The organism is Streptomyces sp. NPDC005648, assembly GCF_040605395.1.
Taxonomy (GTDB): Bacteria; Actinomycetota; Actinomycetes; order Streptomycetales; family Streptomycetaceae; genus Streptomyces.
The window spans coordinates 170,145-192,745 of record NZ_JBEXCS010000002.1 but is presented as its reverse complement, the minus strand read 5'-3'; the positions used below and the strand labels follow the sequence as shown (position 1 = coordinate 192,745).

The 22,601-nt window shown below is 72.0% G+C and carries 18 protein-coding genes and 1 pseudogene; 8 read left to right on the top strand and 11 right to left on the bottom strand.

Annotated features, from left to right (window positions below):
- Nucleotides 1-36: 36 nt before the first annotated feature.
- The 4 genes from ABZT17_RS02200 to ABZT17_RS02185 all read left to right on the top strand — a co-directional run bounded on the left by ABZT17_RS02200 (nucleotide 37) and on the right by ABZT17_RS02185 (nucleotide 5,263).
- A complete protein-coding gene (locus ABZT17_RS02200) occupies nucleotides 37-1,563 on the top strand; it encodes a benzoate-CoA ligase family protein (protein WP_356342660.1) in 1,527 nt (508 codons plus the stop codon).
- A 136-nt stretch (nucleotides 1,564-1,699) separates the two neighbouring features.
- Nucleotides 1,700-3,244: an AMP-binding protein gene (locus tag ABZT17_RS02195; RefSeq protein ID WP_356342559.1), complete on the top strand. Its 1,545-nt coding sequence runs from the start codon at nucleotides 1,700-1,702 to the stop codon at nucleotides 3,242-3,244.
- Nucleotides 3,241-4,419 carry an FAD-dependent monooxygenase gene (locus ABZT17_RS02190; protein ID WP_356342557.1) on the top strand — a complete coding sequence of 393 codons (1,179 nt, stop codon included), beginning with the start codon at nucleotides 3,241-3,243 and terminating at the stop codon, nucleotides 4,417-4,419. The genes ABZT17_RS02195 and ABZT17_RS02190 overlap by 4 nt, the downstream gene beginning before the upstream one ends.
- A 19-nt stretch (nucleotides 4,420-4,438) precedes the next feature.
- On the top strand, nucleotides 4,439-5,263 hold the full coding sequence (locus tag ABZT17_RS02185) for an aminotransferase class IV (RefSeq protein WP_356342555.1): 825 nt from the start codon (nucleotides 4,439-4,441) through the stop codon (nucleotides 5,261-5,263).
- Nucleotides 5,264-5,331: 68 nt separating this feature from the next.
- Here ABZT17_RS02185 and ABZT17_RS02180 read toward each other — a convergent pair whose 3' ends face one another.
- Both ABZT17_RS02180 and ABZT17_RS02175 read right to left on the bottom strand, forming a co-directional pair.
- A complete protein-coding gene (locus ABZT17_RS02180) occupies nucleotides 5,332-5,811 on the bottom strand; it encodes a carboxymuconolactone decarboxylase family protein (protein ID WP_356342553.1) in 480 nt (159 codons plus the stop codon).
- 49 nt (nucleotides 5,812-5,860) lie between these two features.
- On the bottom strand, nucleotides 5,861-7,351 hold the full coding sequence (locus ABZT17_RS02175) for a PLP-dependent aminotransferase family protein (RefSeq protein WP_356342551.1): 1,491 nt from the start codon (nucleotides 7,349-7,351) through the stop codon (nucleotides 5,861-5,863).
- 47 nt (nucleotides 7,352-7,398) lie between these two features.
- Here ABZT17_RS02175 and ABZT17_RS02170 point away from each other — a divergent pair, with 47 nt between their 5' ends.
- The 3 genes and pseudogenes from ABZT17_RS02170 to ABZT17_RS02160 all read left to right on the top strand — a co-directional run bounded on the left by ABZT17_RS02170 (nucleotide 7,399) and on the right by ABZT17_RS02160 (nucleotide 8,841).
- The gene (locus ABZT17_RS02170; protein WP_356342548.1) at nucleotides 7,399-7,920 is read left to right on the top strand and encodes a carboxymuconolactone decarboxylase family protein; all 522 of its coding nucleotides are present in this window, start codon (nucleotides 7,399-7,401) and stop codon (nucleotides 7,918-7,920) included.
- A pseudogene (locus ABZT17_RS02165) lies at nucleotides 7,917-8,116 on the top strand (hypothetical protein). The gene ABZT17_RS02170 and the pseudogene ABZT17_RS02165 overlap by 4 nt, the downstream one beginning before the upstream one ends.
- A complete protein-coding gene (locus ABZT17_RS02160; RefSeq protein ID WP_356342546.1) occupies nucleotides 8,113-8,841 on the top strand; it encodes an isocitrate lyase/phosphoenolpyruvate mutase family protein in 729 nt (242 codons plus the stop codon). Before ABZT17_RS02165 ends, ABZT17_RS02160 begins: the two are co-directional and overlap by 4 nt.
- Here the strand turns inward: ABZT17_RS02160 and ABZT17_RS02155 are convergent, their stop codons facing one another.
- The 5 genes from ABZT17_RS02155 to ABZT17_RS02135 form a co-directional block, all read right to left on the bottom strand.
- The gene (locus ABZT17_RS02155; RefSeq protein ID WP_356342544.1) at nucleotides 8,842-9,789 is read right to left on the bottom strand and encodes an ABC transporter substrate-binding protein; all 948 of its coding nucleotides are present in this window, start codon (nucleotides 9,787-9,789) and stop codon (nucleotides 8,842-8,844) included.
- Between the two features lies 1 nt (nucleotide 9,790).
- A complete protein-coding gene (locus tag ABZT17_RS02150; RefSeq protein ID WP_356342542.1) occupies nucleotides 9,791-11,737 on the bottom strand; it encodes an ABC transporter permease subunit in 1,947 nt (648 codons plus the stop codon).
- On the bottom strand, nucleotides 11,737-12,849 hold the full coding sequence (locus tag ABZT17_RS02145) for a glycine betaine/L-proline ABC transporter ATP-binding protein (protein WP_356342540.1): 1,113 nt from the start codon (nucleotides 12,847-12,849) through the stop codon (nucleotides 11,737-11,739). The genes ABZT17_RS02150 and ABZT17_RS02145 overlap by 1 nt, the downstream gene beginning before the upstream one ends.
- Nucleotides 12,849-14,378 carry a GMC oxidoreductase gene (locus tag ABZT17_RS02140; protein ID WP_356342538.1) on the bottom strand — a complete coding sequence of 510 codons (1,530 nt, stop codon included), beginning with the start codon at nucleotides 14,376-14,378 and terminating at the stop codon, nucleotides 12,849-12,851. Before ABZT17_RS02140 ends, ABZT17_RS02145 begins: the two co-directional genes overlap by 1 nt.
- A 173-nt stretch (nucleotides 14,379-14,551) precedes the next feature.
- A complete protein-coding gene (locus tag ABZT17_RS02135) occupies nucleotides 14,552-16,084 on the bottom strand; it encodes an aldehyde dehydrogenase family protein (protein ID WP_356342536.1) in 1,533 nt (510 codons plus the stop codon).
- A 224-nt stretch (nucleotides 16,085-16,308) separates the two neighbouring features.
- Here ABZT17_RS02135 and ABZT17_RS02130 point away from each other — a divergent pair, with 224 nt between their 5' ends.
- On the top strand, nucleotides 16,309-17,115 hold the full coding sequence (locus tag ABZT17_RS02130) for a hypothetical protein (RefSeq protein ID WP_356342533.1): 807 nt from the start codon (nucleotides 16,309-16,311) through the stop codon (nucleotides 17,113-17,115).
- Nucleotides 17,116-17,185: 70 nt separating this feature from the next.
- Here ABZT17_RS02130 and ABZT17_RS02125 read toward each other — a convergent pair whose 3' ends face one another.
- The 4 genes from ABZT17_RS02125 to ABZT17_RS02110 all read right to left on the bottom strand — a co-directional run bounded on the left by ABZT17_RS02125 (nucleotide 17,186) and on the right by ABZT17_RS02110 (nucleotide 22,492).
- Nucleotides 17,186-17,989, bottom strand: coding sequence for a hypothetical protein (locus tag ABZT17_RS02125; protein ID WP_356342531.1), 804 nt, complete (start codon nucleotides 17,987-17,989; stop codon nucleotides 17,186-17,188).
- Between the two features lie 1,049 nt (nucleotides 17,990-19,038).
- Entirely contained in the window at nucleotides 19,039-20,028 is a 990-nt protein-coding gene (locus ABZT17_RS02120; protein WP_356342529.1) for a malate dehydrogenase, read from the bottom strand.
- Nucleotides 20,029-20,363: 335 nt separating this feature from the next.
- Nucleotides 20,364-21,671 (bottom strand): DUF2690 domain-containing protein, encoded by a 1,308-nt coding sequence (locus ABZT17_RS02115; RefSeq protein WP_356342527.1) that lies wholly within the window; start codon nucleotides 21,669-21,671, stop codon nucleotides 20,364-20,366.
- A gap of 356 nt (nucleotides 21,672-22,027) precedes the next feature.
- Nucleotides 22,028-22,492 (bottom strand): helix-turn-helix transcriptional regulator, encoded by a 465-nt coding sequence (locus ABZT17_RS02110; RefSeq protein ID WP_356342524.1) that lies wholly within the window; start codon nucleotides 22,490-22,492, stop codon nucleotides 22,028-22,030.
- Nucleotides 22,493-22,601 lie beyond the last annotated feature (109 nt).

The window sequence follows — 22,601 nt, the reverse complement described above, 5'->3', positions numbered from 1 at the left end:
ACTCCGCAGACCGTGCCGTCCCTGGTCGAGGCCGACATGGAGACCGACACCCGGCTCGACGCCGAAGCCGGCACGCAAATGCCCGGCAATCTCGCCGCCCAGCTGGCCGATCTCGCCGAGCGCCGTGGCTGGGCCGCTCGGCCCGCCTTCCACCAGGGGCATCGTGTCTGGACCCATGGCGAGGTGCACGCGCTCGCCGCGAGGACGGCCACCGTGCTGGCCGGCCACGGGGTACGGCCCGGTGACCGGGTGGTGCTGGCGCTGCCGGACGGGATCGCCTGGGTGACGGCGTTCCTCGCCACCGCCCGGCTGGGTGCCGTGGCCGTGCTGGTGAACCCCGAACTCCCGGCGGCCGACCAGGCGTTCATGGCCGCCGACACCGGGGCCGTACTGTGCGTGACGGGCCCGGGCCTCGAGGACCGGTTCGCGGACCGCCCCCGGCTCGGCGCGGACCAGTTGCTGGCGCTCACCGCGACCGCCGGGCCGGCCTCCGCGTACCCGGTCGACGCGCACAGCCCCCTGTATGTGCAGTACACGTCCGGCACCACGGGCCGTCCCAAGGGGGTGCTGCACACACACGGCGACCCGAAGGCGTATCACGACCTCATCGGGCGCCGGCTGCTGCGGATCACACAGGACGACGTGACCCTCTCCGTGTCGAAGCTCTATTTCGCCTACGGCTTCGGCAACGCGTTCGTCTTCCCGCTGTTCTCCGGTTCGTCCGCGGTGCTGGTGGACCGGCGGCCCACCCCGGCCGCCGTGGACGAGCTGGTGGCCCGGCATCGGGTGACGCTGCTGTACTCCGTGCCCTCGGCGTACGCGGCGCTGGTGGCGGACCGAGGCAGTGGCCACGAGGCGTGCTTCGCCTCCGTACGGGCGGCCGTGTCGGCCGGCGAGGGCATGCCGGACGGGCTCGGACGGCAGGTCACCGAGCTGCTCGGGGCGCCGGTGCTCGAGCAGATCGGCTCCACCGAGGCCGGTCACGCCTTCTGCGCCAACAGCTTCGACCACAACCACCCCGGCACGGTCGGCCGCCCCGTCCCCGGGTTCGAGGTGGAGCTGCGCGACCGCGCCGGCCGCCCCGTGGAGGACGGTGCGGAGGGCGAACTCTGGGTGCGCGGGCCGACGTTGACGCCCGGCTATCTCAACCGGCCCGAGGAGACCGACCGCACCCTGGTCGGCGGCTGGCTCGCCACCCATGACCGGGCGCGCCGCGAGCACGACGGCACCTACCGGCACCTGGGCCGTGCCGACGACATGGAGATGGTCGGCGGCATCACCGTCTCCCCGCTGGAGGTGGAGGCCGTCCTGCGCGGCCACCCGGCGGTCAAGGAGGTCGCGGTGGCCGCCGTCACCGACGGGACCGGGGCGAGCAGGCTGCGCGCCTTCGTCGTACCGGCCGCCCCGGATCCGACCGGCGCCCTCCAGGAAGACCTGCTGCGTCTGGCGCGTGAGCGGCTGGCCGCCTTCAAGGTCCCCCGCAGCGTCAGCCTCGTCCCCTCCCTCCCCCGCACCCCCACCGGCAAGCTCCGCCGCCACCTGGTCCGTCAGGGCGCCTGGTGAACCCCCACCCGGCCCGAATCCCCCACCGGCCCGACCCCCACCGAATCGGTGCACCCCGACCGCCTCGCCCCGACCGCCGCACCCCCGCTCGGCGCACCCCACCGACTTGCTGAACCCCACTGAAAGGAACGGCCCCATGCGAGAGCAGCAACCCCCGTTCACCGACCGGGGGTTCTACCTCGGCCCGATGTTCCGCCGTGCGGCCGACCGCCACGGGGCCGTCTTCGTCACGCTCGACCGGCCCCTGGACACCCATCCCGAGCTCGGCGTCGACCTCACCTACGCGGCCCTGGCGGACATCGTCGAGGAGCTGTCGGGACGGCTGTGGGAGGCAGGGGTACGGCCCTCCGAGCAGGTCGTGGTCCACAAGACGGACAATGTCGACATCGTCCTGCTGACCTGCGCGGTCTCCCGGATCGGCGCGGTGCCCGTGCTGCTCTCGCCGGCCCTCGCCGGAGAGGTGGTCGGGGAGCTGGTCGAGCGGCTGCGGCAGCCGTGGCTGATCACCGACCGGACCAAGCTGGAAGGGCCGTTGAAGGGCGTGGGCCTCGCCGTGCGCGACACGCTCGCCGTCGACGACCTGGAGAGGTACGCCGGGTCCGAACGCCCGCCCGCCGTACGGCTGCACCCCCGCGAGCCCGCCCTGATCACCCACAGTTCGGGGACCACCGGTCTGCCCAAGCTCGCCGTGCACTGCGCGAACACCATGTGGAACAGGCTCGTACCGCAGAAGGCGATGGGCTGGCCCACGCGCGGGGAGACGGCGGCGCTGCACATGTCGTTCGTGCACTCGCGCTTCTACCATCTCCTCGGCGTGCTGCTGCACTTCGGCAGCCCGCTGGTGCTGATCACCGACCCGGACCCGGCCGCGGTGGGACCGCTGCTCGTGCGCCACCGGCCCGGCATCGTCGAGACCCACCCCAACACCTTCGTGCTGTGGGAGGAGCTGGCCGACGCGCCCGGGGCGCCGCTGTCGCGGGTGCGGTCGTACGGGTCGACGTTCGACGCGATCCATCCGCGGACGGTACGGCGGCTGCTGGACGCCTCGAAGCGGCGTACGCCCTGGCTGATCCAGCTGTACGGACAGAGCGAGACGGGGCCGGTCGCCTTCCAGTGGTTCACCCGGCGCAGTGCGGCGCGGGCGGACGGGCGGAGGGTCGGGACCGGGATACCCGGGTTCACCCGGGTGCGGGTCACCGGGAACGACGGACGGCCCGCCGCGCCCGGCACACCCGGCCGGATCGAGGCCCGCACCCGGGGCCGCATCCTCACCTACCTGGGCATGCAGGACCGCTACGACCGTCAGCTCAACGACGGCTGGTGGGAGATGGGCGACATGGGTTATCGGAGCCGTCTCGGCGCGCTGTATCTGATCGACCGGGAGATCGACCAGATCGACGCCGTGCACAGCAATCTGGAGGTCGAGGACGCCCTGATGGACCGGCTGGAGGAGCTGCGTGAGGTCGTCATCGTGCCGGGGGCGGACCGGGAGCCGGTGCCGGTGGTGTGCGTACGCGGGGAGGAGCCTCTCGATCCGGAGCGGTGGCGGGAGGCGACCGCCGATCTGCCGGCGATGGCCGAGCCGCGTCAGTGGCGGTTCGAGGAGCTGCCGATGACGGCGACCTGGAAGGTGAAGCGGGTGGAGATCAGCCGGCTGCTGGCGCAGGGCGCACACGCGTGAGACCGGTCGTGGTGGTGGGAGCCGGGCCCGTCGGGCTGTCGGCGGCGCTCGGGCTGCGGGCGCACGGCCTGCCGGTCGTGCTCCTGGAGGCGGAGGCGAAGGACCGGGTGCGGCCGGGCAGTCGGGCCCTGTTCGTGCACCGGGAGACCCTCGCCCTGCTGGAGGGCATGCAGCCGGGGCTGGCCGAGGAGATCACCTCCTACGGACGGACCTGGCAGACCAAGCGGACCCTCTACCGCGGCCGTGAGGTGTACTCCCGTACGTTCCCTCCCCCATCGGGGCCGCCGCCCTTCACCAGTCTGCGCCAGGTCGACACCGAGCGCTTCCTGCGGGCCGCCTGCGAGCGGTCCGGGGTGGAGTTCGAGTGGGACGCGCGGGTGACGGGCGTACGGACGACGGAGTCGGGCGTCGAACTGGCCTGTGCGGACGGGCGGGAGTGGAGCGCCGAGTTCGTCGTCGCCGCCGACGGGGCGCGGTCCGCCGTGCGCCGGGGGCTCGGGATCGCCATGGAGGGTGAGCGGGGTGAGGGGTTCCATGTCGTCGTCGACGTGGCCGAACTCCCGGACACCGAGCCGTCGTCGGAGCGCGTCTTCCACTACGAGCATCCGGGCGTCGGGCGGCGCAGTGTGATGCGGGTGCCGTTCACCGGCGGGTTCCAGATCGACCTGCAGTGCCGGGACGACGACGCGCAGGAGGACTTCGGGACACGCGAGAGCGTACGGCGGTGGCTGCCGGCGGTCGTGGGAGAGGCGTACACGGAACGGCTGCTGTGGGTGTCCACGTACCGGTTCCTGCGGATGGTCGCGGCCGAGTTCGCCGATGCGCGTCGGCGGGTGCTGCTCGTGGGTGAGGCGGCGCATCTGTTCCCGCCGTTCGGCGCGCGCGGCATGAACAGCGGGATCGCGGACGCGGCGGCGGCCGCGCGGGCGATCGCGGCGGGGACGGCGGAGGCGGTGGACGAGTTCGCCCATGTACGGCGGGCGGCCGCCCTGTACAACAGCGCCGCCGCCGGCACCGCGCTGGACCATCTGCGCCCCAAACGACGGATCGTACGGGCCCGGCAGCGTGCGGCGGCCGCGCTGGCGCCGGTGCTGCCGTGGTGCGGGGCGTGGCTGGAGCACGCGCCGTACGGGCCCCGGGGCGGGGCGCCCGCGGTGGCGGGCCGTAAGTACTGAGAGCTCTGGAGGTACGGCTGTGGCTCAACCTGTCGTCATGGAAGGCCTGTCGGCGTGGACACCCGCCGGCGGGCTGATCCCGGTCCAGGAGCGTGGCGGGCGGCTGCTCGTGGCGGACTCCTGGCTGGTGCGGGAGGGGAGGGTGCGCGGGTTCGAGCGGCATCGGGAGCGTTTCCTGCGGGCCTGCGGGGAGTGCGACGGGCCGCCGTTGCGCCGGTTGCTGGAGTTCTGGCGGGACATGACGGACGCGCTGCCACGTACGGGCGAGTGGTTTCCGCGGGTGGAACTGGGCGTGGGAGCACGGGAGTTGCGGCTACTCCTGCGGGTCGCGCCTCCGCTCGGTACGGGTGTACGGGTCTGGGCCACGGGCCAGTCCGATCCGCGGACCGTGCCTCGCCGCAAGGGGCCCGACCTGGAGACACTCGCCCGGGTCCGGCGGCGGGCCTCCGTCGAGGGGGCCGACGAGGCGGTGCTCGTGGCGCCGACCGGGATCGTGCTGGAGGCGGCCACCGCGAGCGTGCTGTGGTGGGAGGACGACACCCTGTGTCTGCCGCCGCCCCGGCTGCCCGTCCTGCCCGGGGTGACCGTCGCCCTCATCCAGGAACGGGCCCACCGTGAGGGCATCCGGGTCGCCCACCGCGAGCGGACGGTCGCGGAACTGGACGGCCTGGAGGTGTGGCTGGTGAACGCCCTGCACGGCATCCGGCCGGTGACCAGCTGGGCCGGCGAGACCGGTGAGCCCGGCGAGGCGGGTGCGGCGGAAGGGCCGATCGAGGCGGGCCCGACACTTCGCGCACCGGAATGGCGGAAATGGCTGGACGACATCATGGAGCCGCTGCCGTAATAAGCGGGAGACATAGGAGTACGGGCATCGGAATAACTCGATGCCCGTATTACACATTTCCTGTTCCGCTACTTCTTCGCCGGCTGATAGGCGCCCGGCGTCATCCGGGTCGCGATGGCGATCCGGTTGTAGGCGTTGATGACGGTGGCCGCCCAGATCAGGGCCGCGATCTGGGCCTCGTCGAAGACCTCGGCGGCCTCGGCGTAGACGGCGTCCGGTACGCGGTCGTCGGCGATGAGGGTCACGGCCTCGGTCAACGCCAGTGCGGCGCGCTCGCGTTCGGTGAAGAAGGGGGTCTCCCGCCACGCGCTCAGCGCGTAGATCCGCTGCTCGGTCTCGTCGGCCGCGCGGGCGTCCTTGGTGTGCATGTCGAGGCAGAACGAGCAGCCGTTGATCTGCGAGGCGCGGATCCTGATCAGCTCCAGGATTTCCGGTTCCACCTTGGCGTCCTGCGCCGCGGAAACGGCGGCGGCGTGCAGGGAACCCATCGCCTTGGACACATCGGGGGTGATTTTCTTCAGGGCCACACGGGATATTGAATCGCTCATGAGGTGACTCTATCCGTGCGACCTTATTCCTGAAAAGAAAACGGCCCGATCAAGACACGGTTTCCGTCTTTTCCGGCAGGTCCGGCAGGGCGGCGCACAGTGCGTCCAGGGCACCCGACCAGGCGTGGTCCGGCGGTGTCCCGTACCCCACCACCAGGGCGTCCGGGGGCCGGGTCGTGGCCTGCGGATGGCGGTAGAGGCGCAGGCCGTGCACCGCGAGGTCCTGCCAGGCCGCCGCCCGCAGGGTCGCCTGCTCGGTGCCCGGCGGAAGGCGCAGCACGATGTGCAGACCGGCCGCGATGCCGGTGGCGTGGATGTGCGGGGCCCGCCGGGCGAGTTCGGCGACCAGGGCGTCGCGGCGGCGCCGGTAGCGCAGCCGGGCCGCGCGGACGTGGCGGTCGTAGGCGCCGGAGACGATGAACTCGGCGAGGGTCAGCTGGTCCAGGACCCCGCTGGAGTCGACGCGGCCCTTCGCCCGCAGCGCCTCGCCGAGGAGTCCCGGCGGCAGCACCAGCCAGGCCAGGCGCAGACCGGGGGCGAGGGACTTGCTGGCCGTGCCCATGTGGACGACATGGTCCGGGTCGAGGCCCTGGAGGGCCCCGACGGGCTGACGGTCGTAGCGGAACTCGCCGTCGTAGTCGTCCTCGACGACCACTCCGCCGGTGCGGCGGGCCCAGTCGACGACGGCCGCCCGGCGGTCGCGGTGCAGCACGCCGCCCATCGGGAACTGGTGTGCGGGGGTGAGCAGTACGGCCTGCTGGTCCGCCAACCGGCCGGGATCCGTGCCCCGTTCGTCGAACGGCAGGGGGACCGTGCGCAGTCCGGCGTCGGCGAGCAGGTCCCAGTGGACGTGCAGGCCGTAGGACTCCACGGCGACCGTGTCTGCGCCGCGTGCCCGCAGGACCGCCGCGAGGATGCGCAGGCCGTGCGAGATGCCGGAGCAGATCAGGACGCGGTCCGGGCCGGTGCGTACGCCACGCGCGCGGGCGAGGTAGCCGGCGAGGGCGGTGCGCAGTTCGACACGGCCGCGGGGGTCGCCGTAGTCGAAGGCCTCGTTCGGCGCGGTGGCGAGGGCGCGGCGGGCTGCCTTGAGCCACTGGGCGCGCGGGAAGGCGGCGAGGTCGGGAGTGCCGGGGATCAGGTTGTAGGCGGGGCGGCCGGAGAGGCGTGGGCCGGCCGTGACCGGCGCTCCCGCCGCAGGCACTTCCGCCCCAGGCGCCCCCACCGCAGGCACCCCCGAGGCAGGCACCCCCGCATCCGGTGCCCCCGCCGCGGCCGCTCCCCTTGCGACGCTCGTGCCCGAGCCCTGCCGGGCCGTGAGCCAGCCCTCGGCCACCAGGTCGGCGTACGCGTCGGCGACCGTGTTGCGGGCGATGCCCAGGTCGGCGGCGAGGGAGCGGGAGGAGGGCAGCCGGGTGCCCGGGGCCAGGCGGCCGGTTCGGACGGCCTCGCGCAGGGCGTCGGTGAGGCCCCGGCGGACACCTGGTCCGCTCGGTTCCAGATGCAGGTCGACGCCGAAAGTGGCCCACGATTTCGCCATGGAAATGGACCATACCCCTGGGCTGCCCGGCTTCTAGGGTCGAGGGCATGAGCACAGAGACAACCACCGACCACTCCACCGAGTACGCCACCGACCACGCCGCCGAGCGGCCCGCCCGGATGCACTGGGCCAAGCACGCCCCCGAGGTCTACAAGGCGATGGTCCGCCTCGACACGACCGCCAAGCAGGGCCTCGACCCCCGGCTGGTGGAGCTGGTGCGGCTGCGCGCCTCCGCGCTCAACCACTGCGCCTTCTGCCTCGACATGCACACCAAGGACGCGCTCGCGGCCGGCGAGAGCGTCCAGCGGATCGTGCAGCTGCCCGCGTGGGAGGAGTCACGGCACTTCTACACGCGAAAGGAGCTCGCCGCGATCGAGCTGACGGAGGCCGTCACCGTCCTGACCGACGGTTTCGTGCCCGACGAGGTGTACGAGAAGGCCGCCGAGCACTTCGAGGAGACCGAGCTGGCCCAGCTGATCGCCACCATCGCGGTGATCAACGCGTGGAACCGTTTCGGGGTGACCACGCGGGCGGTCCCGGGGCACTACCAGGCGGGCGATTTCGCATGACGGCCCGTACGCGGGTGCTCGACGGTGCGGTGGCGCAGGCGATGTCCGCGCTCAGCGCCGCCGCGAAGCGGGGACTCGGCGACCCAGCTTCGACGAACGCCAACTGGCCCATCTCATAGGCTTGTTGGTCGCCATCAACAACTGGAACCGGGTGATGGTCAGCCGCCGGATCCCGCCTGGGGGGTACACACCGTGAACAAGGTCGACGTCTTCCGTGCCCTGCACCGGCGCCGTGCGCCGGACGACCCTCTCGTCCTGCCCGGCCCCTGGGACGCGGCCAGCGCGCGGGTGTTCACGCAGACCGGGTTCCCGGCACTGGCGACGCCCAGCGCGGGGATCGCGCACTCCCTGGGGTACGAGGACGGCGCCGTACCGGCCGACGAGATGTTCGCCGCGGTGGCGCGCGTCTCCCGGGCCGTGGACGTGCCGGTGTCGGCCGACCTGGAGGGCGGGTACGGGCTGGCGCCGAAGGAGCTGGTGGAACGGCTCCTGGAGACGGGCGCCGTGGGCTGCAACCTGGAGGACTCCGGCGGAGGCGTCCTCAAGGATCCGCACCAGCACGCCGAGTGGCTGGCCGAGGTGCGCCACGCGGCCGGGGCCGCCCTCTTAGTCAACGCCCGTGTCGACGTCTTCGCGTACGGCGACGGAAACCCCGAACGTGCCATCGAGCGGGCCGCGTTGTACGTCGCCGCCGGCGCCGACTGCGTCTATCCGATCGGCGCCCCGACGGGCGTACTCCCGCTGCTGCGGTCCGGGATCCAGGGGCCGATCAATGTGCACGGCAGGCTCGACGGCGGTGGCCCGATCCCCGCCGAACTCGGTGAACTCGGGGCCACCCGTGTCACGTTCGGGCCCGGACTGCTGCGCTGGGCCTCGCTGGCGCTGGAGGGGATGGCCGGGGAGCTGATGAAGCGGCCGTGATCACGGCAGCCACGCCTGCCACGTGGAGGGATGGCTGTCCACCCACTTCTTCGCCGCCTGCTCGGGAGTGAGCTTCTGGTCGGCGATCATCAGGGAGACCTCGTTCTGGTCCTCCGTCGTCCACCTGAAATTCTTCAGGAAGGCCGCCGCCTTGCCGCCCTTCTTCGCGAAGTCGGCGTTGAGGTACTTCTGCAGCGGGGTGTGCGGGTAGGCGCAGGCGACCTTCGCCGCGTCGGCGTCGCAGCCCTCCTTGTAGGGCGGCAGCTTCACCTCGGTCATCGGGACCTTCTTGAACAGCCACTGCGGGGCGTACCAGTACGTCAGGAAGGGCTTCTTCTCCTTGGCGAACTGTTTCATCTGGGTGATCTGCGCGGCCTCCGAACCGGCGAACACCACCTGGTAGTCCAGCTTCAGGTTCCTCACCAGCGCCTTGTCGTTGGTGACGTACGACGGCGAGCCGTCCATCAGCTGCCCCTTGCCGCCGCTCTCCGGGGTGCGGAAGAGGGAGGCGTACTTGTCGAGGTTCTTCCAGTCGGTGATGTCGGGGTGCTGCTCGACCAGGTACGTCGGCACGAACCAGCCGATGTGCCCGGTGACCCCGAGACCGCCGGCGCGCGCGATGGTCTTCTTGTCGTCGACGTACCGCTTCTCCTGGTCGGGGTGGCCCCAGTCCTCCAGGATCGCGTCGACCCGGCCCTGGCTGAGCGCGTCCCACGCGGGGACCTCGTCGACCTGCACGGTGTCGACGCGGTAGCCGAGCTTGTGCTCCAGGAGGTACTGGGCGACGGCGACATTGGCCTGGGCGCCGACCCAGGACTGGACGGAGAGGGTCACGCTCCTCGCGCCCCCCGCGTTGGCGAAGGGCGAGGCCTGCTTGGTCATGTCGGCGGCGCCGCAACCGGTCAGCAGCAGGACGGACGCCACCGCGGCGGTCGTACGGACTCGCATGTCACGCTCCCTTCTTCGTACGGCGTTCCGTCGGCTGCGTCACCCGGTCCAGCATCAGGCCCAGGCAGACGATCGCTCCGCCGGCCACCAGGCCCGTCGCCAGATCGCCCTGTGCCAGCCCGAACACCACGTCGTAGCCGAGGGCGCCGCCGCCGACCAGTCCGCCGATGATGACGACGGCGAGGACGAGGACGACCCCCTGGTTGACGGCCAGCAGCAGCGCGGGCCGGGCGAGCGGGAGCTGGACCTGCCGCAGCTGCTGCACGGGGGTCGCGCCGAGGGAGCGCGCCGACTCCAGGGCGGCCGGGTCGACCTGGCGCAGCCCCTGGGTGGTGATGCGTACGACGGCGGGCAGCGCGTAGACGACGGCCGCGGCGACCGCCGGCGCGCGGCCGACACCGAACAGTGCGACGACCGGGATCAGGTACACGAACTGCGGCATGGTCTGGAAGACGTCCAGCACGGGCCGCAGCAGACGCTCGACGCGGTCGCTGCGGGCCGCGGCGATGCCGGTGGCGAGGCCCAGGACCAGGGTGACGGCGACGGCGGCGAGGACCTGGGAGAGCGTGTCGAGAGACGGCTTCCACACACCCAGCACGCCGATCCCCGCCATCGCCAGGACCGCGGTGAGCGCGGTGCGCCAGGTGCCGATCAGCCAGGCGAGGGTGGCGACCAGCAGCAGCACCGACCACCAGGGCAGCCACTGGAGGCCGCCCCGGACCGGGTCCAGGACCCAGGTGGTGAAGTGGCCCGCCCAGTCGGCGGTACCGCCCACGACGGGGACGCCGGAGTAGAGGTGGGCGGTCATCCAGTCGACGGCGCGGTTGACCGGGCCGGCGATGTTCAGGGTCCAGGCCTCGGGCCAGTCGAGGCGGCCCGCGAGACGTCCGGCGACAGCGGTCGCCACGGCGGCGACGGCCGCGTACAGCCAGCGCCGCCGGGTGTTCCCGTGCTCCTCTCCGGCGTGTTCGCCCGCCGCGCCGGTGACCCGGTCCAGGACGACGGCCAGCAGCACGATCGGGATACCGGCCGCGAGGGCCGCGCCCACGTCGACCGAGGCGAGGGCCTGGTAGACGCGGTCACCGAGGCCGGCGGCGCCGATGACGGACGCGATGACCGCCATGGAGAGGGCCATCATGATCGTCTGGTTGAGGCCGAGGAGGAGTTCCTTGCGGGCCAGCGGGATACGGGCGGTCAGCAGGCGCTGGCGCGCGGTGGCGCCGAGGGAGTCGACCGCCTCCAGGACCTCCTTGTCCGCGCCGCGCAGACCGAGGGAGGTGAGGCGGGCCATCGGCGGGGCGGCGTAGACGACGGTGGCGAGGACGGCCGCGGGGACGCCGATGCCGAAGACCAGGACGACCGGGAGGAGGTAGGCGAAGGCCGGGAGCACCTGCATGGTGTCCAGGACCGGGCGCAGGGCCCGGTCGAGGCGGTCGGAGAGCCCGGCGGCGAGGCCGAGCAGTGCGCCCACGATCACCGAGGCGAGCACGGCCACGACCATCAGGGCCAGCGTCTGCATGGTCGGCACCCACATGCCGAGCAGCCCGCAGGCCAGGAAGGCGGCCGCGGTGCCGAGGGCGAGCCGGACACCGGCCACCCGCCAGGCGACCAGCGCGCCGACGGCCGTGACACCGGCCCAGCCGGCGGCGAGCAGGACCAGATAGACGGCGCGTACGGAGATCACGACCGCGTTGCTGACGTAGCCGAAGCCGTAGAGGAAGAGGGGGTGGGTGTCGCGGTTGTCGATGATCCAGTTGCTGGCGCCGGTGAGGGGTTTGGAGAGGTCGACGGTGAGGGCCTCGGGCCAACTGCCGCTGGCCCACCGGGCGTTGGCCAGGGGGACGAGGACGGCGGCGACGAGGGCGAGGAGCAGGAGCTTCCGCGCGGCCCGGTGTTTGAGGAGGCCGCTGGGGAGCGTGCGGGGAGCGGACGCGGTGACCGTCGCCATCAGACGGCCTCCTTCCGCGGCTCCGTTCCGGCGACGACGCCGAGGAGCCTTTCGTGGTCGACCACGCCGAGACAGCGCCCGTCCTCCACGACACAGGCCGCCCTGCCGCTGCGCGCGACGACCTTGATCGCGTCGGCCACGACCTCGTCCGGGCCGAGTGCGCCGGGATGTTCCGGGCCGTCGCACCCGCCGGGTCGCATGGCCGTCCGTACCGTCATCACCTGCTCGCGCGGTACGTCCCGGACGAACTCGCGTACGTAGTCGTCGGCCGGGCTGCCCACGATCTCCTCCGGGGTGCCCAGCTGGACGACCCGTCCGTCGCGCATCAGGGCGATACGGTCGCCCAGCTTCAGTGCCTCGCTCAGGTCATGGGTGATGAAGACCATCGTCCGGCCCTCCTCACGGTGCAGACGGACCACCTCCTCCTGCATGTCCCGGCGGATGAGGGGATCGAGGGCGCTGAACGGCTCGTCGAAGAGGAGGACTTCGGGGTCGACGGCCAACGCCCTTGCCAGGCCGACGCGTTGGCGCTGACCGCCGGACAGCTGGGCCGGGCGGCGCTGTTCCATGCCCTCCAGGCCGACCTTGGCGACGACCTCGGCCGCCCGCTTCCGCCGCTCCGCCTTGCCCACGCCCTGGATCTCCAGGCCGTACGCCACGTTGTCGAGGACCGTGCGGTGCGGGAGGAGGCCGAAGTGCTGGAAGACCATCGCGGCGCGGTGGCGGCGCAGTTCGCGCAGCCGGGACCGGTCCATGGCGCGCACGTCCTCGCCGTCGATGGCGATGGTGCCGGCGGTGGGCTCGATGAGCCGGGTCAGACAGCGGACCAGGGTGGACTTGCCCGAGCCGGACAGGCCCATCACCACGAAGACCTCGCCCTTGCGCACATCGAAGGAGACGTCACGGACGGCGGCCGTACAGCCTGTGCGGGAGCGGAGTTCGGCGGGTTCCAGGGTGGTCAGCTCGGGGTCGGCGGGGATGCGGTCCGCCTTCGGGCCGAAGACCTTCCACAGGCCTTCGACGGCGAACACCGGCTGCTGCGTGGTCGTGCTCTGCTGCGTGTTTGTGCTCTGCTGCGTGCTCGTGGTCGCCTTGGGCGTCGTCGTATCCATCACGCACCACCTCCGATCAGGTCGACCGCCTTCTCGCCGACCATCAGCACCCCGATCATCGGGTTCACGGCGGTCATCGTCGGGAAGACGGAGGCGTCCGCGACGCGGATGCCGTCCAGGCCACGGATCCTCAACTCGGGATCCACGACGGCGAGTTCGTCATCGGCGGCGCCCATGCGACAGGTTCCGGCCGGGTGGTACACGGTGTGCGCGACACTGCGGGCGTACACGCTCAGCTCCTCGTCGCCGGTGATGTCCGGCCCCGGGCACACCTCGCGCTTCAGCCAGCTCGCCAGCGGTTCGGTGCGCGCGATCTCGCGGGCGATACGGATGCCGTCGACCAGGGTGCGGCCGTCGTAGTCGTCCTCGTCGGTGAAGTAGCGGAAGTCGAGGGCCGGTTTGACCGACGGGTCCGCGCTCGTCAGGTACAGACGGCCGCGGCTCTTCGGCTTGGGGATGTTGGGGGTCATCGAGACGCCGTGGGCGGGGCGCTCGTAGCCCAGCCGCTCCGGGTTGTCCGTGAACGGCACCTGGTAGAAGTGGAACATCAGGTCCGGGCCCGGGTGTTCGGGGTCGCGGCGCACGAACAGGCCGGCGTCGCTGTCCATCGCGGAGTTGTCCGGGATGGGGCCGTTCGTCTCCCAGACGATCACCGACTCCGGGTGGTCGAGGAGGTTCTCGCCGACGCCGGGCAGGTCGTGGACGACGGGGATGCCGAGGGCTTCGAGGTCCTTCGCCGGTCCGATGCCCGAATGCAGCAGCAGCCGCGGGGAGTCGACGGCGCCGGCGCACAGGACGACCTCGCGGCGGGCCCGTATCAGCAGTTCCTCGCCGTCCTCGGTACGGACGTGGACGCCCTCGGCGCGGGTGCCGTCGAGCTCCAGCCGGTACGCCCAGGTCTCCAGCAGGATCGTCAGGTTGGGGCGTTCGTCCATCACCGGGTGGAGATACGCCACCGACGCCGACGAGCGCTTGTTGTTCTCGGGGTGGTAGGCCAGGTCGAAGAAGCCGGCGCCGTCGGTGAACGGCTCCTTGTTGAAGCCCTCGATCAGGGGGACGTCCGTCGCCTTCCGCGCCGCGTCGACGAAGTCGCGGGCGATGGCGTTCCGGTCCTTCTCGTCGACCGGCACGATGTTGTTCCTCAGCCGGGCGTAGTACGCCTCCATCGGCACCGGGCCCCAGCCCTTGGCGCCGGCCGCCTCCCACTCGTCCCAGTCGGAGGGCAGCGGCTTGAAGGCGATGAGGGTGTTGTGGGAGGAACAGCCGCCGAGGACACGGGCGCGGCTGTGCCGGATGTGGGAGTTGCCGCGTGGCTGCTCGGTGGTGGGGTAGTCGTAGTCGAGTTCGCCGCCCAGCAGGCCCATCCAGCGGCGCAGGGTCAGCACGTCCTCGCGGCCGACGTCGCTGGGGCCGCCCTCGATGACGGCGACGGTGACGCCGGGGTCCTCGGTCAGACGGGAGGCTATGACGGAGCCTGCCGTGCCGCCGCCGATGACGACGTAGTCGTAGAGATGGGGGGTCTCGGGCATGAGGGGGTCGCTCCAAGGTGCGGGGGACGTACGGGAGTCGGGGGCTTCGCACGGGAGTGGGGGCGTACGGAGGCCGCTGTGTCGTACGGGAGTGGGGGGCGGACGGAGGTCGCTGAGCCGTGCGGAAGTCGCGGGTGGGTGCGAAAGCCGCGGGTGGGTACGGAAGCCGGTGTTCAGCCCGCGAACCAGCGGACCGGCTTCGGCGCCAGGTTCTGGTAGACGTGCTTGGTCTCGCGGTACTCGGCGAGGCCGGCCGGCCCCAGCTCGCGGCCGACGCCGCTCTTGCCGAAGCCGCCCCACTCCGCCTGGGGGAGGTAGGGGTGGAAGTCGTTGATCCAGACGGTGCCGTGCCGCAGCCGGCCGGCCACCCGACGGGCGCGGCCGGCGTCGGCGGTCCAGACGGCGCCGGCGAGGCCGTACTCGGTGTCGTTGGCCAGTGCCACGGCCTCGTCCTCGGTGCGGAAGGTCTCGACGGTGAGGACCGGCCCGAACACCTCTTCGCGTACGACGCTCATCGCGCGATGGCACTGGTCGAGGACCGTCGGCTCGTAGAAGTAGCCGGTGGCGGGGCGTTCCGGCGCGGGGTCGGGGCGCCGGCCGCCGGAGCGCAGCACCGCGCCCTCCGCGAGCGCCGAGGCGACGTAGTTCTCGACCTTGGCGCGCTGCTGCTCGGAGACGAGCGGGCCGCACTCGACGCCGTCCTCGGTGCCGCGGCCGAGGCGGATCCGTCCGGCGCGGCGGGCGAGTTCGGCGACGAAGCGCTCGCGCAGCGGCTCCTCGACGATGAGACGGGCGCCGGCCGAGCAGACCTGGCCGCTGTGGATGAAGGCGGCGTTGAGGGCCTGGTCGACGGCGGTGTCGAAGCCCTCCTCGGTGGCGCAGGCGTCGGCGAAGACGACGTTGGGGTTCTTGCCGCCGAGTTCGAGGGCGACCTTCTTCACGGTCGGGGCGGCGGCCTGGGCGACCTTGGTGCCGCTGACCAGGCCGCCGGTGAAGGAGACCAGGTCGACGTCCGGGTGCTCGGCGAGCCGGGCGCCGACCGACTGACCGGGGCCGGTGACGACACCGGCGACGCCCGCGGGGAGACCGGCCTCGGTGAGCAGGTCGATGAGGGCGACCGTGGTGAGCGGGGTGATCTCGCTGGGCTTGACGACGAAGGTGTTGCCGGCGGCGAGGGCGGGGGCGATCTTCCAACTGGCCTGGAGGAGCGGGTAGTTCCAGGGCGTGATCAGCGCACAGACACCCACCGGCTCATGTACGACGACGCTGTGGACGTCGGCCGAGCCCGCGTCGACGACCCGGCCGGGGGCCTCCCCGGCCACCAGGTCGGCGAAGTAGCGGAAGGCGTCGGCGACACAGTCGATGTCGACGCGCCCCTCCTCCACGGTCTTGCCGGCGTCACGGCTCTCCAGCCGACCGAGGCGTTCGCGGTCGCGTACGAGAAGATCGGCGACGCGGCGGAGTACGGCGGCACGTTCGGCGACGGGCTTGCGCGGCCAGTCGCCGCGGTCGAAAGCGTGCCGGGCCGCGGCGACCGCCAGGTCCGCGTCCTTCTCGTCACCTTCCGCGACCAGAGCGAAGGCCTGGCCGTCGGCGGGGTCGAGGATCTCGCGCGTGGCTCCGGAGAGGGCCTCTCGCCATTCTCCGGACACGTGGATGGTCGCCTGCGCGTCGAGCCCCAGGGCCGCTTCTGCTCTGTCCGACATGATCCGTGTTGCCTTCCGTTCCTGTTCCGCGCCTCTGCGTGACACGGGTGTCACTCACGAGGACCGTGAGCACATGCCCTCCGCCCCTGATTGCATGCGCAATCGGACGCGGAAAGTGCGCTGTGTCACTGGACATGCGGGCAAATCGTGCGAAATCTACGCTGGGATGACGTGGAGCGCGGAGCCGCGGATCGTGGTTGGCGCGGATCGTGGAGGTGACCGCCATGGCCGGGAGAGCGGTGGGGCCGAAGGGGCTCGTCTGTGCGGTCGCGGGCGCGGGTCTGGCCCTTTCGCCGGCTCTGGTGCCAGGTCTGGTTCCGGCTCTTGTTCCGGCGCCGGCCGTGGCGGACGACGGAGGTGGCGCCTCGGCGCAGCAGCTGGCGCAGGAGGCGAAGAAGAACCTCCTCGACGCCAAGTCCGTCAGGCTGAAGCTGACGGACCACAGTGCCGGTACCGCGGCGAGCAGGACGCAGCCGGTCTTCATGGACCTGGCCCTGGACCAGCACGGGAACTGCGCCGGGATCATGCGGATGGCTGCGAAGGGCGGCTCGGTCGAGCTGATCAAACGGGGCGAGCAGGTGTGGATGAAGCCGGACACCGCGTTCTGGAAGGCGCAGGTGCCCGGGAGCCAGGGCGCCGCGGTGGCCGAGCTGTTCAAGAACCGCTACATCCACGGCTCGACGAAGGACGCGCTGCTCAAGGGGCTGGCCGACACCTGTGACCTGTCCGCCTTCCAGAAGCAGGTCGACACCGGGTCGTCGGCGCACGACAGAACGCTGACGAAGGGCGCGGAGACGACCATCGACGGCACCAAGGTCGTTCCGCTGAAGGGCACGGAGGCCGGCAGGCGGTCGGTCCTCTACGTCACCTCGAAGGCCCCGCACCGGCTGGTGCGGGCGGCACAGCGAGGTGGCGGCACCGATATGACGCTGGACTTCACGGACTACGGCAAGCCGGTGCCGTCCAAGACGCCGCCCGCGAGCCAGTCGGTGGACATCGGGAAGCTCCAGCAGGAGTTGCAGAACACCTGAGGGGCAACGGGGGCGGCGTTCGGCTGGGATGGCCGGTCGGTGCTGACGAAACCCTTGTCCGGACGGGCCCTCAGGTGCACTCCGTTCCCGTCGGGCAGAAGTACCGGATCGCCATCCGCAGCGGCGCCCGCACCTGCTCGGGGTCGAGGCTCGCGGGACCGCTGGAGCGGATCGCGTAGAGCGTGCCGTCGGCGGCCTCGAAGCGGTGGTCGATGACCTGCCGGGTGCCCTTCTCCTTGTCGTCGTAGCGGTACGACAGCTCGGCCCAGGTGTCGCCGTGGTCCCGCTCGACGACCTGGAAGCCCGGCTGCTGTGCGAAGCCGTAGCCGGGGTCGGTCTCGGCGAGGGTCAGGGAGTCGTACGGCGTGGACTCGGTGACCTCGAAGATCTGCAGCTGGCGGCCGTCCGAGGGGGAGTCGTAGTACACGATCGGCGCGAGCTTGCCCTGCTCCTCGCGGCGGGACCAGCCCTGCGGGACGTCGATCGAGTAGCCGACGGGGTCCGAGGTGCGGCGGTAGCCGGCGGACGGGGAGTTGAGGAGTGAGGCCGACGGGGTCGCGGTGGCCGTGTCCGACGGGGTGCTCTGCGCGGGCGGACTCGGTGTGGTGGAGGCGGGGGCGGAGACGGAGACGCCGGCGCCGCTGGCCACGGGACCGGCTCCGGTTCCCGTCCCATGGCCCCGGATGAGATACCAGGTCCCGGCACCGGCCCCCACACCGACCACGACGGTGAGCACGGCCGCAGCGAGCAGCCGCCCGACGTGCCGCCGAGGGGCGGGCGGCGTGTACGCGGAGGTGGTGTACGGCGGCGCGGCATGCGGGGCGTACCCGGCACCGGACGGATCGGGGTAACCGGAAGGCACGGCACCGGACATGGAGGGAGCCGGGTAACCGGAAGGCACAGGACCCGGCGCGGACGAGGCCGGGTAACCAGAAGGCACAGGACCCGGCGTGGGCGGGGCCGGGTGACCGGAGGACGAAGAGCCCGGTGCGGCAGGGTGGCTCGACCCCGGCGGGGGCGGCACCCACGCCGGGGGCAGCATGCCGCCGGCCTGCGTCGGCGCCGAGGCCCAGTCCGGCACCGCCGCTCCGCCCGCCTGACCGGGGGGCGTGTTGCCGCCCGCCGGAGGGGAGGGCGTGCTGCCGCCAGGAGGAGGCGGCGCGCCCTCGCCCCCAGCAGCCGGCGAGTCACCTCCGGCCGGACCAGGCAGCGTGCTGCCGCCCGCCGACACGGACGGTGCCGCGCCCCAAGCGGGAGCAGCCGGTGCGCTTCCACCGGCGGGAGCAGCCGGTGCGCTTCCACCGGCGGGAGCGGACGGTGTGCCTGCGCCGGCCGAATCAGACGGCGCGACTCCCCCGACCGGAGCAGACGGTGTGCTTCCACCGGCCGGACCACCGGGTGTGTACGCGCCCACCGGAGCAGACGGTGTGCCGGCGTCGGCCGGAGCAAACGGCGTGGCCCCACCGGCCGGAGCAGACGGCGTGGCCCCACCGGCCGGAGCAGACGGTGTGGCCCCACCAGCCGGTGCAGGCGGTGTGGCGGCGTCGGTCGGTGCAGGCGGTGTGTCTGCGTCGGTCGGGGTGTCCGGTGTCGTGGTGTTGTAGCCGGGTGGGGGCCAGATGCCCGCGCCGCTTGCTGCCGCCTGTGTCGGGGCCGACGCCCACGGCGGTGCCGTCTCGCCGGTTGAGTCGGACCACGCGGCCCGGCCTCTCTCCTCGCTCGGTTCACGGTCCGGGTCGGAGCCCGGTGCCGCGTCGTACTCGTCCCATCCGCTCATCGCGAACCCCCCGAATCGCCCCTGGTGGTACCGCCTTAGACGGTAGCGGCGAAAACGGGCGCGGGCCCCGTTCCGACCGAAACCGGAACAGGGCCCGTGCGGGCTCGTGACGAAACGAGGAAACGGAGACCGTCAGACGGCGACCGTCAGATGAGACCCAGGGAACGGACCGCCTCGCGCTCCTCCTCGAGCTCCTTGACGGAGGCGTCGATACGGGCGCGGGAGAACTCGTTGATGTCCAGGCCCTGGACGATCTCGTACTGACCGTCCTTGGTGGTGACGGGGAAGGAGGAGATCAGGCCCTCCGGGACGCCGTAGGAACCGTCCGACGGGATGCCCATGGAGGTCCAGTCGCCGTCCGCGGTGCCGTTGACCCAGGTGTACACGTGGTCGATGGCGGCGTTGGCGGCCGACGCGGCGGAAGACGCGCCACGGGCCTCGATGATGGCGGCGCCACGCTTGGCGACGGTCGGGATGAACTCCTCGGCCAGCCACTTCTCGTCGTTGACGGTCTCCGCGGCGTTCTTGCCGGCGACCGTGGCGTGGAAGATGTCGGGGTACTGGGTGGCGGAGTGGTTGCCCCAGATGGTCAGACGCTTGATGTCGGCGACCGTGGTGCCCGTCTTCTTCGCGAGCTGGGTCAGCGCGCGGTTGTGGTCGAGGCGGGTCATCGCGGTGAAGCGCTCGGCCGGTACGTCCGGCGCGGCGGCCTGCGCGATGAGCGCGTTGGTGTTGGCCGGGTTGCCGACGACGAGGACCTTGATGTCGTCCGCGGCGTGGTCGTTGATGGCCTTGCCCTGCGGCTTGAAGATGCCGCCGTTGGCGGAGAGCAGGTCGCCGCGCTCCATGCCCTTGGTGCGGGGGCGGGCGCCGACGAGGAGGGCCACGTTCGCGCCGTCGAAGGCGACGTTCGGGTCGTCGGTGATGTCGATGCCCTGGAGCAGCGGGAACGCGCAGTCGTCCAGCTCCATGGCCGTGCCCTCGGCGGCCTTCAGCGCGGGCGTGATCTCCAGGAGGCGCAGCTTGACCGGCACGTCCGCGCCGAGCAGCTGGCCGGAGGCGATGCGGAAGAGGAGGGCGTAACCGATCTGGCCGGCCGCGCCGGTGACGGTGACGTTCACGGGAGTGCGGGTCATGGCGTTCTCCGTAGGACAGCTGGCGGTCGTGACGTCCGGTGGGACGTACAAATGATCGATCTCTTGCCCGCGGCGGAGCCGCAAATTGGTAGGCAAGAGAGATCCACCGATCAGGCTATCGCGCATCCGGGATCCCCGACCGCCGGGTCCATGTGGCCCACCCCACAGAATGAAGCGGCACGGAAAAAAATGAGGGGCGGCAGGATTGCCCGCCCCCATCCCGGGCACGCGAACCGTACCCCCACGGGAGTCCGGCACGGTCGGTCCCCCCATGGGCGGCCGCCCCAGTCCCCCCCTCTCCCGGACCGGGCGGCCGCCCCCCTTTCTTCCCTCGCCTACGGGGTGCAGCCCCTCACCCCGGTCGCCAGCGTCGCGCAGGCCTTCGCCTCGCCGGCGTCCTTGACGGCGACCATCGGTGTGTACGCGATGGTGTCGCCGGCCTGGGTGATGCTGTCGCCCTCCTTGGCCTTGCCCGCGGTGACCTGCACGCTGTCCCCCTGGGCGGCCGCGGTGATACGGCCCCACGCGGCGCCGCAGGTCTTGCTGTAGCGGACCTCGACGGTGACCGTGCCGACGACGGCGGTCTTGGCGGTGGTCACGGACGCGGTGTCCTTGGTGCAGCCCATGGCCTCCGCGTCCTTGCCGGTGCAGGAGGCACCCGCGCACTTCACACCGGCCGGGAGGTCGGCGGAGCTGACCGAGGGCGACGGCGAGGCCTTCACCTCCGCGTTCTTCTTGCCGCCGTTGCCGGTCAGGTAGAACACGGCGGCTATGACGACCAGGACGCCGACGACGCCCGCGAGGAACATGGTCAGCCGCCGCCTGCCGTTGCCGGAGGTGCCGGTGCCGCCCGGCCGGGGCGGCTGCGGGGGTTCGCCGTACGGGCCCGGTGTCTGCGGGCCCGGTGTCTGCGGGCTCCAGCCGGACCCCTCGGACCCGGGCTCCGACGGCTGGGCCGCGCCCGGTGCCGGCGTCCCGACCACGGGCGGGCGCCCGCCGCGCGAGGGCCCCTGATATCCGGCCAGCCCCCAGGAGTTGGCGTCGGACGAACTCCCCGCGGAGACGGACGACGACGAGTTCCCCGAGGAACCGGACGGCTTCGAGGAGCCCTCCGACTCACCGGCGCCCGGCGACTGCAGTATGTCCGGCGCCCGCCCGACGTCCGACGGAGTCGGCTGGGGCGGCACCGTCGGCGCCACTCCCGCCGGTCCCGCGATCCCCGGCGTCGCCGTCGCGCTGCCGGCCCTGCGGGCCGTGTTGCTCGCCTTGGCGTTGCTGTTCTTGGCGCCCGCGGGGGCCGGCCCGAACTCTCCGAGCGCGGCCCGCGCCTGGGAGATCCGGATGGCCTCCATGGTCATGTCGTGGCGCATCTCCGAACGGCTCCAGGCTCGTTCGGCCAGCTCCCACATGGTCGTCAGATGGATCGGGTTGGTACCGGTCACCTCGGCCAGCGCGACGATCGCGCCCTTGGGCGCGAGCAGCCGGCCGTTCAGATAACGCTCCCAGGACGTCTTGCTGTAGCCCGTGCGGTCGGCCACCGACGCGATGCTCAGACCGCTGCGGTCCACGAGCCGCCGCAGCTGGCTCGCGAACTCCCTGATCTGCGGATCGAGTTCGTCCGGCAAGGCCCTCCAACGAGGCATTGCTTCCCCCCTCTTCCCCCCGGTTGGTGCTGTTTGCGCTCCCGTGCGCAGAGCTTGGAGCCCCGAGCTGAGCCCCTTCTGGCTACCCAGTGGGATGCGCCTATTCAGGATCTCAGTTCCCGGGGTGGGGGCGCACGGTTGCATCCGGTGTCCCACCGGGAGCCCCCACCCCTCCGCCCCGGCCGGACCCGCTCACGCTATCCCCTAGATCGAACAACCCCGTGTCAAGTTCGCTAACTTGTCGATACATCACCACGAGAGACACACACGGACAACCCCACCGGTCACGGACGTATCCACCCCACGCAAGGGCATCTCACCCCACGAGGCGGCATCTCACGCCACGCAGGGGCATCTCACGCCAGAACGACGGCGCCGACGACCGTGATCAGAAGCATCAGCAGAAGCAGGAGTACGGCGTAGAGCAGCAGCCGTCCGCCTGGCCGGCGGTCACCGCGCTTCTCCTCGGGGGTGTCCCACCAGGGCAGGGTCGGATCGTCCTCGTACTCGCCGCCCCCTCCGCTCTCCTCCGCCGGTCTCGCCGGGCGGGGCCAGGCCTGGACGGCCAGCTCCCAGCGCACCGCGAAGCGTTCGGCCTCCGGGCCGTCGATGCCCGCTATCCGGCACAGGGCGGATACGGCCTGCCGGGGCGGGGGCTGGGTGGCGTTGAGATAGCGGTGCCAGGAGGACTTGCTGTACGCGGTGCGGGCGCCGAGCGCGACGAGGCTGAGCCCCGTACGGTCCTTGAGGAGCCGCAGCTGCTCCACGAAGTGCCGTACCTCCGACGGCAGATCGTCCGGCAGCGGCTGCCAGCCGCCCATCGCACACCTCCAGCGTTCACCCGGTCCGATCAGGGGACGATGCCGGCCGGCCGATGGTTCCCGCGTTGCGGAACGGTCACCTCCGTGCCACAGCGCTCTGACAGCCGTT

Excerpts from the sequence above, each read along its gene's own strand:
- ABZT17_RS02200 (WP_356342660.1), top strand. The coding sequence starts at position 37 with ATGGAGACCGACACCCGGCTCGACGCCGAAGCCGGCACGCAAATGCCC.
- ABZT17_RS02195 (WP_356342559.1), top strand. The coding sequence starts at position 1,700 with ATGCGAGAGCAGCAACCCCCGTTCACCGACCGGGGGTTCTACCTCGGC.
- ABZT17_RS02180 (WP_356342553.1), bottom strand. The coding sequence starts at position 5,811 with ATGAGCGATTCAATATCCCGTGTGGCCCTGAAGAAAATCACCCCCGAT.
- ABZT17_RS02175 (WP_356342551.1), bottom strand. The coding sequence starts at position 7,351 with ATGGCGAAATCGTGGGCCACTTTCGGCGTCGACCTGCATCTGGAACCG.
- ABZT17_RS02170 (WP_356342548.1), top strand. The coding sequence starts at position 7,399 with ATGAGCACAGAGACAACCACCGACCACTCCACCGAGTACGCCACCGAC.
- ABZT17_RS02155 (WP_356342544.1), bottom strand. The coding sequence starts at position 9,789 with ATGCGAGTCCGTACGACCGCCGCGGTGGCGTCCGTCCTGCTGCTGACC.
- ABZT17_RS02150 (WP_356342542.1), bottom strand. The coding sequence starts at position 11,737 with ATGGCGACGGTCACCGCGTCCGCTCCCCGCACGCTCCCCAGCGGCCTC.
- ABZT17_RS02145 (WP_356342540.1), bottom strand. The coding sequence starts at position 12,849 with ATGGATACGACGACGCCCAAGGCGACCACGAGCACGCAGCAGAGCACA.
- ABZT17_RS02140 (WP_356342538.1), bottom strand. The coding sequence starts at position 14,378 with ATGCCCGAGACCCCCCATCTCTACGACTACGTCGTCATCGGCGGCGGC.
- ABZT17_RS02135 (WP_356342536.1), bottom strand. The coding sequence starts at position 16,084 with ATGTCGGACAGAGCAGAAGCGGCCCTGGGGCTCGACGCGCAGGCGACC.
- ABZT17_RS02130 (WP_356342533.1), top strand. The coding sequence starts at position 16,309 with ATGGCCGGGAGAGCGGTGGGGCCGAAGGGGCTCGTCTGTGCGGTCGCG.
- ABZT17_RS02125 (WP_356342531.1), bottom strand. The coding sequence starts at position 17,989 with ATGTCCGGTGCCGTGCCTTCCGGTTACCCCGATCCGTCCGGTGCCGGG.
- ABZT17_RS02120 (WP_356342529.1), bottom strand. The coding sequence starts at position 20,028 with ATGACCCGCACTCCCGTGAACGTCACCGTCACCGGCGCGGCCGGCCAG.
- ABZT17_RS02115 (WP_356342527.1), bottom strand. The coding sequence starts at position 21,671 with ATGCCTCGTTGGAGGGCCTTGCCGGACGAACTCGATCCGCAGATCAGG.
- ABZT17_RS02110 (WP_356342524.1), bottom strand. The coding sequence starts at position 22,492 with ATGGGCGGCTGGCAGCCGCTGCCGGACGATCTGCCGTCGGAGGTACGG.